This is a genomic window from Arthrobacter sp. P4_H3, assembly GCF_056400885.1.
Map to the genome: position 1 here is coordinate 1 of NZ_JBFUKK010000050.1, position 889 is coordinate 889.

General features: G+C 63.7%; 1 protein-coding gene and 1 pseudogene. Both read right to left on the minus strand.

Annotation, left to right across the window (positions count from 1 at the left end):
* Positions 1–339, minus strand: a pseudogene (locus tag AC1DRE_RS25085) (lipoyl synthase); the annotation flags it as partial.
* A 255-nt stretch (positions 340–594) separates the two neighbouring features.
* The coding region (locus tag AC1DRE_RS25090) for an L-serine ammonia-lyase, iron-sulfur-dependent, subunit alpha (RefSeq protein WP_476984925.1) at positions 595–889 on the minus strand (295 nt) is incomplete at its 5' end.

Here is an 889-nt window from a genome sequence, read left to right on the forward strand (position 1 = left end):
CATGGCCTGGACCGAACGGGCCACCTTCGTGGGCTCGAACATGTCCACCGGGGAGGGCTTGCCGGTGTCGATCTGGCAGAAATCGCAGCGCCGGGTGCACTCGGAGCCGCCGATCAGGAAGGTCGCTTCCTTGTCTTCCCAGCACTCGAAGATGTTGGGACAGCCGGCCTCCTCACACACCGTGTGGAGGCCCTCCTTCTTGACCAGGTTCTTGAGCTGGACGAACTCCGGGCCCATCTGAACCTTGGCCTTGATCCAGTCGGGCTTGCGTTCGACCGGTACCGCCTTGTTGCGCTGTTCAACGCGCAGCAGCTTGCGGCCTTCGGGTGCCAGGGTCATAGTTCTCTTTCTTGTTGTGAGCGTGCTTGGCGAGGTCCTCAAGCCGGGGGAAGCCCAGGACGGAGTTGGTTCACCAACCGGATTGTTGTGCAGACGCGTAGACCAGCCCCAGGAGTGCCAGAAGGCCGATGACCCCCACACTCCAGGCTTCGATCTTCTGCCGCAGCCTTCGATTCCGCCGATGAGTTCCGTCCGTGCCGGCCTTGGCCGCTGGACGTTCACCGGCTCTGCTGTCAGGTCCCGTGAGCCGCTCCACTAGCACTCCACGACGTTGACGGCGAGGCCGCCCATGGCGGTTTCCTTGTATTTGGAGCTCATGTCCTTGCCGGTTTCGCGCATGGTGACGATGACTTCGTCGAGGGAGACCCGGTGTGTGCCGTCGCCCCAGAGCGCCATTTTGGCGGCGTTGATGGCCTTCGCCGCGGCGATGGCGTTGCGCTCGATACAGGGGATCTGCACGAGCCCGCCGATCGGGTCGCAGGTCAGGCCCAGGTTGTGTTCCATCGCGATTTCCGCGGCGTTTTCCACCTGCTGCGGGGTCCCGCCCATG